Annotated in this window: 7 protein-coding genes; all 7 read right to left on the bottom strand. The window is 58.2% G+C overall.

Annotated elements, in window-relative coordinates; all coding sequences use genetic code 11:
- Window positions 1-127: 127 nt before the first annotated feature.
- The 7 genes from purT to WEB64_RS04455 all read right to left on the bottom strand — a co-directional run bounded on the left by purT (window position 128) and on the right by WEB64_RS04455 (window position 6945).
- Window positions 128-1309 (bottom strand): formate-dependent phosphoribosylglycinamide formyltransferase, encoded by a 1182-nt coding sequence (gene purT / locus WEB64_RS04485; protein ID WP_368057739.1) that lies wholly within the window; start codon window positions 1307-1309, stop codon window positions 128-130.
- Between the two features lie 326 nt (window positions 1310-1635).
- Window positions 1636-1995: a nitroreductase family protein gene (locus WEB64_RS04480; protein ID WP_368057741.1), complete on the bottom strand. Its 360-nt coding sequence runs from the start codon at window positions 1993-1995 to the stop codon at window positions 1636-1638.
- A complete protein-coding gene (locus tag WEB64_RS04475) occupies window positions 1992-3479 on the bottom strand; it encodes a cobyric acid synthase (protein WP_368057743.1) in 1488 nt (495 codons plus the stop codon). The genes WEB64_RS04480 and WEB64_RS04475 overlap by 4 nt, the downstream gene beginning before the upstream one ends.
- A gap of 3 nt (window positions 3480-3482) precedes the next feature.
- Window positions 3483-4094, bottom strand: a complete 612-nt coding sequence (cobO, locus tag WEB64_RS04470; RefSeq protein ID WP_368057745.1) for a cob(I)yrinic acid a,c-diamide adenosyltransferase — start codon at window positions 4092-4094, stop codon at window positions 3483-3485.
- 173 nt (window positions 4095-4267) lie between these two features.
- Window positions 4268-5038, bottom strand: coding sequence for an ABC transporter ATP-binding protein (locus tag WEB64_RS04465; protein WP_368057747.1), 771 nt, complete (start codon window positions 5036-5038; stop codon window positions 4268-4270).
- A complete protein-coding gene (locus tag WEB64_RS04460) occupies window positions 5038-5952 on the bottom strand; it encodes a FecCD family ABC transporter permease (RefSeq protein ID WP_368057751.1) in 915 nt (304 codons plus the stop codon). Before WEB64_RS04460 ends, WEB64_RS04465 begins: the two co-directional genes overlap by 1 nt.
- 93 nt (window positions 5953-6045) lie before the next feature.
- Window positions 6046-6945, bottom strand: a complete 900-nt coding sequence (locus WEB64_RS04455) for a cobalamin-binding protein (RefSeq protein WP_368057749.1) — start codon at window positions 6943-6945, stop codon at window positions 6046-6048.
- Window positions 6946-7025 lie beyond the last annotated feature (80 nt).

Genomic DNA, 7025 nt, shown 5'->3' with positions numbered 1-7025 from the left:
AGTCCGGCCCTTCCGGCCCTTGCCCCTCAAGCGAGAGGCGCATTCTACAGACACCCGACTCAGTGTCAACGACTTGCTGAGATTTATTTATAAAAGCGGCTGATGACACCCCAATCGAAAACATCGACTACAGCGTTACCTTTATGGCAGACGCTGATGAACGCGCTTTCCTTCTCGCCAGATCAACACTCTCAGCGATGGCAAGCGCCACACCCATCCTGCGCCGCCCGGAAATTTCTGGCTTGCCGAACAGACGTATCTGGACATCGGACTCAGCTAACGCCGCCTCGATATTGCTAAACAAAGGCTTGGAAGAGTAACCCTCAGGAAGGATAACGGCCGAGGCTGACGGCCCCCACTGCCGGATTGCAGGAATCGGCAAACCCAGGATGGCGCGGGCATGAAGCGCGAACTCAGACAAGTCCTGAGAGACCAACGTTACAAGGCCGGTGTCATGGGGCCGAGGCGAAACTTCCGAGAAGTAGACATTATCGCCTTTTACAAAAAGCTCAACACCGTAAACCCCAAACCCGCCAAGGCTCTCTGTCACCGCAGAGGCAATTTTTCTGGAACGATCCAGAGCGGACTGGCTCATTGCTTGAGGCTGCCAGGATTCACGATAGTCGCCGTCTTCCTGATGGTGCCCAATCGGATCGCAGAAGGAGACGCCAGAGGCGTGTCGCACAGTAAGCAGGGTGATCTCATAATCGAAATCAATAAAGCCCTCGACAATCACACGTCCTTTACCTGCCCGCCCTCCACTTTGCGCATACTCCCAGCAAGCAACGGCTTCTTCGACGGATTTCAGCGTACTCTGCCCTTTCCCGGATGAACTCATAACCGGCTTGACTACGCACGGCACACCCACGTCCTTCACTGCCTCCAGATACTCCTCAAGAGAGCTGGCGAAACGATAGGGTGAGGTAGGAAGCTTAAGCTCCTCTGCCGCCAATCGGCGGATACCCTCCCGGTTCATCGTCAAGTTGACCGCCCGGGCCGTTGGGATAATGCGAACCCCTTCCTGCTCAAGCTTCACAAGCTCTGACGTCGCTATAGCTTCTATTTCCGGCACGACCAAATCCGGCTTTTCCAGCTCAATTATTCTGCGTAACTCAGCCCCATCAAGCATGTCGATAACGTGGCTACGGTGCGCCACCTGCATGGCCGGAGCGTTCTCGTAACGATCGACGGCAATGACTTCGACGCCAAAGCGCTGAAGCTCAATGACGACTTCTTTACCCAGTTCACCTGATCCGCAAAAAAGAACACGGAAGGCATTTTCTTTCAAAGGTGTGCCTATACTCACCATATTTCAAACCACTTACTTATTACGGAAAAAGCGTAGATGGGATTCTGCTCAGGAACGGCGTCTATTACTGCCAAACCATCGCTACAGTAGACAAATGATAACGAAACACTAACGTAAAGTAAGCTCAAAGTAACCGCCGATTGCCGCCGTAAACAATTTAATTCAAAATCACGATTTTCTTCTGCGGCGGCGATCGCGTAGCGCATCTTTCAAATCATCATAGAAATGTGCCCGTTCAGCTTGGCAGATTGGATCGTGGTTCTTACCTTCGCTACAAGTTAACCACTTCAAAGTGAACTGACAAACAGAGAGCTGAACAGGGTCCATTATGACTGTTCCGGTTTTGGTAGAACCGAAAAGCGTTCAGACTTTGGGCAGGGATTAATGGGTCCTACAAAATCTAAGGCGCCTTTGTCGTCGGGGTAGTTTTCGGCGGCTTTGCGGTTTTCCTGCTCGAAGATGGCAGGCACGGATTCACCCACCTCAATGCTGTCGATTACCAAAAAATCCCAGGGCTGCATGAAGCCGACCGAAGGTGCGTGGTGAGCAGCATTGAGTAGACGGGCCAGCACATCATCGGGTATGGGGTCCGGCAGAAACTTGGATCGCACGTCGCGTCGTTCGTAGATGGTCCGGTCCAGCCCGTGCGGTTCCTGCTCGCTGAAGGGCCGGTTGTTGTCGGTCATGGTTTTAAGCCTTGTGGGGGCAGGCCCAGCAACTGCCGCAACCACTCGGTATCAAGGTGTTCTTCCACCATGTCCCCCAGCCGGTCGAGTTGCTGCTGGCGATGGCGCTGGTAATCCACGGCTTGTCCGGCACCCTCTCCTGCTGCGTTCAGGCCGCACCATTGCAGCAGGGCGTTGCAGGCTTCCGGCTGGTCGAAAATGGCGTGTACGTAGGTGCCCATAATTTGGTTATCGTCACTTATGGCGCCATCGGATTTGCCATCAAGGCTGGCCATTGGCCTTTCCAGTGCGGCGCCAGTGGAAACGCCGTTATGCATTTCATAGCCGGTCAACGGTGTTGACCCCGCTGTAAAAGCAAGGTGGCCAGTCACTTCCCTGAGTTGTTTGCCCGTTACCATTTTTGTAGTCATGTCCAGCAGGCCCAGCCCTTCGGTGTCGCCAGCTTCGCCTTCCAGCCCGTCCGGGTCTCGCACTGCTGCGCCCAACATCTGAAAGCCGCCGCAGATGCCAAATACCTTGCCACCGTAGCGCAAATGTTTCTGGATGGCGTCCGGCCAACCCTGTTGGCGCAGCCAGGTCAGGTCATGTCGGGTGCTTTTGCTACCGGGCAACAGGATGACATCCGCAGGCGGTATGAGCTGGTCCGGGCCGATGAACTGGATATCGACGCCCGGGTGCAATCGCAACGGGTCAAAGTCGTTATGGTTGCTGATACGGGGTAACACCGGGACGATGATTTTCAGTGCGCCGGCCCTACTGCTACCCGTAATGCTCACACTGTCTTCCGAATCGATCACCAGGCCGTGAAGGTAGGGCAACACACCGACCACCGGTTTGCCGGTGCGCTCGGTCAGCCAATTCAGCCCCGGTTTCAGCAAAGCGATGTCACCCCGGAAACGGTTGATGATAAACCCCCCGATACGCGCCTGCTCGCTGGCGGAGATCAGCTCCAGGGTGCCCACAAGCTGCGCAAACACACCGCCTTTGTCGATATCTCCGACCAGTAACACCGGGCAATCCGCCGCTTCGGCAAACCCCATGTTAGCAATGTCGTTAGCCCGCAGGTTGATCTCTGCCGGGCTGCCTGCGCCTTCGGCAATAATCACATCGTAACGCCTGCTGAGCGCTGTCCAGGCGGCCATCACAGAGGCCATGGCTTCGGCCTTGTAGGTGTGATAATCCAGCGCATCCATATTGCCATGGACCTTGCCTCGCAGGATGACCTGGGCGCCGCAGTCACTCTGGGGTTTGAGCAGCACCGGGTTCATATCGCTGTGAGGTTCCAGGCCACAGGCCAGGGCCTGCAAGGCGGTGGAGCGGCCGATCTCGCCTCCATCCACGGTGACGGCACTGTTCAGGGCCATATTCTGGGGTTTGAACGGAGCTACCGACACGCCCTGCCGGGCCAACCACCGGCACAATGCCGCCACTACCGTGGTCTTGCCCGCATCGGAGGTGGTGCCCTGGATCATCAGCGTTGGCATGGATTAAAGCTCCACGCCTTTTTGTGCCTTGATGCCCTGGTCCTTGAAGGCGTGCTTCACCACGCCCATCTCCGTCACCGTATCCGCCAGATCGATCAATTCCTGGGGCGCGGAGCGGCCGGTGACCACCACGTGCTGCATCTCCGGCCTGCCCTGCAGGTCATCCAGTACCCGGTCGAGGTCTATGTATTCGTACTTCAGGGCAATGTTGAGCTCGTCCAGCAATAGGAGGTCATAGCTGTCGTCTTCAAGCATTTTGGCAGCGATATTCCAGGCGGCGTTGGCGGCCTTTACATCCTGTTCCCGGTCTTTGGTGTCCCAGGTATAGCCCTGGCCCATGACGTGATAATCCACATTGGGCAAATCCCGGAAAAACGCTTCCTCACCGGTGCTGAAGGCCCCTTTGATGAACTGAATGATGCCCACCTTCATGCCGTGGCCAAGGGCGCGGGCAACCATACCGAAACCGGAGCTGCTCTTGCCCTTGCCGGGGCCGGTGAGCACCATCAGCACGCCCTGTTCTTTCTGGGCACGGGCAATGCGCTCCTGCATGATTTTCTGCTTGGCTTCCATGCGACGGGCATGGCGTTCCGGGTCTTTCGCGCGTTCACGCATGGGAGGGTTCCTTCTCGGTTAACGGATGAAAGAGCTGACCGGAGCCGGGGGCAGTGATCAGCGCTGAAGCGGTCGTTGCTGTGATTGTTTTCATTTTTTTCTGTTTGTTCATGAGCATGCGTGTATTCCAAAGCTAAGGAGGCTCTACCCGCCCGATGTTTTTACTCCGTCGCTTAACCTTTAACCGGCACAAACACCGGCGCCCCGTCCGCCTCCACGGTAATAAGCTTCTGGCCATACAGGCGTTCCAGCACCGACGGTACCAGCATTTGGTCAGCCGGGCCCCAGCAGGCTTCGCCGCTGGGGAACATCAGCAGTATCCGGTCACACCAGCGCGCGGCCAGATTCAGGTCGTGCAGGCACATGAAGACAGCTCGACCAGACCGGGCCTGTTCGGTCAGCAACTGCAGTACGGATACCTGGTGATGGAGATCAAGGTGATTGGTGGGTTCGTCCAGTAGCCAGGTGTGTGGGTTCTGGGTCAGTACCGTGGCAATGGCAACCCGTTGACGCTCACCACCGGACAAGGTATTCACCAAGCGGTCTGCCAGATCGCCCACATCCAGTTTTGCCAGCGCCTGCTCTGCGATGGCCTGGTCGTCGCCGGTTTCCATCTGCCAGGGCGAGAGCCAGGGGTGGCGGCCGATCAGGGCGGTTTCCAGCACCGTGGCGGGGAAGCCGTCCTGACGTTCCTGGAATACCAGCCCCAGTTGTTGCGACACCTGACGGCGTTTGAGACCCGTCAGCAGGTGATCACCGAGTTTTACCTCGCCACTGCGCGGGGCCTGCAAGCCTGCAAGCGTATGAAGCAAGGTGGTTTTACCGGCGCCATTTGGCCCCAGCACGCCCCACATCTGGCCTGGCTCAATAGTGAAATCCAGCGCCCGACCATTGCTGCGACCGGGTATATCGATTATCAACTGACTGGCCTGCAACAGATTCATCAGCGGCTCCGGTACAGCAAGTACAGGAAGGTCGGTACACCCAGCAGCGCGGTAATGACGCCTACCGGTAATTGTTCTGGCGCAATCACGACCCGAGCCAGGGTATCCGCCAGTACCAGCAGCGTGCCACCGGCCAAAGCACAGGCAGGCAGGATCAGGCGCTGGTCGTTACCCATTACCAGCCGCAGCATGTGGGGCACCACGAGGCCCACAAAACCGATGCTGCCCGCCATGGTCACGGCGGCTGCGGTCAGCAGGCTCGCGAGGATGTATATCAGCCACTCCAGTTTGCGCACGGAGACGCCTAGCGCCGCCGCCTGCATCGGCCCCCTGGCCAGTACGTTGAGACTCCGGCCCAGCGGCACCACCAATAAACACACCAGCAGCAACAGCACCATGGCCGGCCAGGGCGTTCGGGCATAGGAGACATCCCCCATCAGCCAATACAGCATACCCGGCAGACGCTGGGCGGGACTGATCGCCAGCATCAACGTAATCACCGCGCCCCAGCCAGCCGCCACCACCACGCCGGTGAGCAGTAACCGTGAAGGCGTCCAGCTTCCGGTGCCATGGGCCAGTCCGAACACCATCAGGGTCGCCAACAAAGCGCCAGCAAAAGCAGAACCGGAGACGATCACACCGCCGAGTCCTGCCAACATGGCAAGCAGAGCGCCGACTGCTGCGCCCCCTGAGAGACCGAGCACATAAGGGTCTGCCAGCGGATTTCGCAGCAGCACCTGCATCAGCGCTCCGGCCACGGCCAACAAGCCTCCGGTGGCGAAGGCAGACAGTGTCCGCGGCAAGCGTAGTTCGAGTACCAGGGTTTGATGCAAACCGGAACCTTCCCCGAGTAAAACCTCAGCCACCTGTAACGGCGAGAGGCTGACACTGCCGATACCCACCGACAGTATCATCGCAAGTATACTGGCCAGAGCCAGTATCAATAGCGGCAGGGTGAGAGGCCTTATCACGCCTGCCTGCCCCGGTTGCGAATGAGCGTCGACACCTTAACGTTTGTCACGGGCGGCCTCCAGCTTCTCGCAGAACAGGCGGCTGCCTTCGAGCATTCTCGGCGTGGGCCGCTGCACCAGGGAAGGCGGGATGAAATAGAGGTTGTCGCGACGGGTAGCCTTGACTCCGGGAAAAGCCTGCCATCGGGTCAGCCAGTGGCGGTTCTCCTCCCCCATCCCACCGGCGAGGATGGCTTCCGGGTTGGCCGCAATGACCGCTTCCACACTGATGCGCGGCACCAAACGATCAAGGTCGCCGAACACATTGGTGCCGCCGCACAGGGTAATCACCTTGCCGATCAGGTGTTCATCATTGACCGTCATCAGGGGCTCATTCCAGACTTGATAAAACACCGGTACCGGCTCGGCATGCTGGTATTGTTGTTCCAGACTGGCAATACCTGTGCGGAAGTGATCCGCCGCGGCAAAGCCCTCTTCCTCGGTGCCAGCCAGGGTCGCTAACTTTTCGATGGTCGTGGAGACCGCCTCAAAGCTTCTGGGTTCAATGGAAAACACCGTCATACCCAGGTCTTTCAGAGCCTCGATCTGCTCCGGCGGGTTGCCGGTGACCCAGCCAATCACCAGGTCGGGCTTGAGGGAAACCAGGCGCTCCATATCGATACGGGTATGACTGCCAACGGAGGTAACCTCCCGAGCGGCGGGTGGATAATCGCTGAACGACACCACCGCCACGACCTGGTCTCCCGCCCCGGCGGCCCAGATCAGCTCGGTCGCCCCAGGCGAAAGCGCGGCAATGCGGCTGGCCGGTTTTTTGAGGCAAATCTCCTCCGCGGTTGCATCCACGGCGCAAAGCGCAGTGGCCCAGGCAGGCAGAGGCCAGCAGTATACCAATACCGCCAGAGTGACCACTTCAAGTCCGTAAGCTCGCTTTAACATGGCGCCATCATGTCACGGGAATCCCCCATCACCGAAAGTCATACCGCACGGAGAACAGTCCTGTGGTACCCGCGGCAATA

It is taken from the genome of Marinobacter sp. (genome assembly GCF_040882185.1).
Taxonomy (GTDB): domain Bacteria; phylum Pseudomonadota; class Gammaproteobacteria; order Pseudomonadales; family Oleiphilaceae; genus Marinobacter.
The sequence above is the reverse complement of the archived record's forward strand: the minus strand, read 5'-3'. Positions and strand labels throughout refer to the sequence as shown.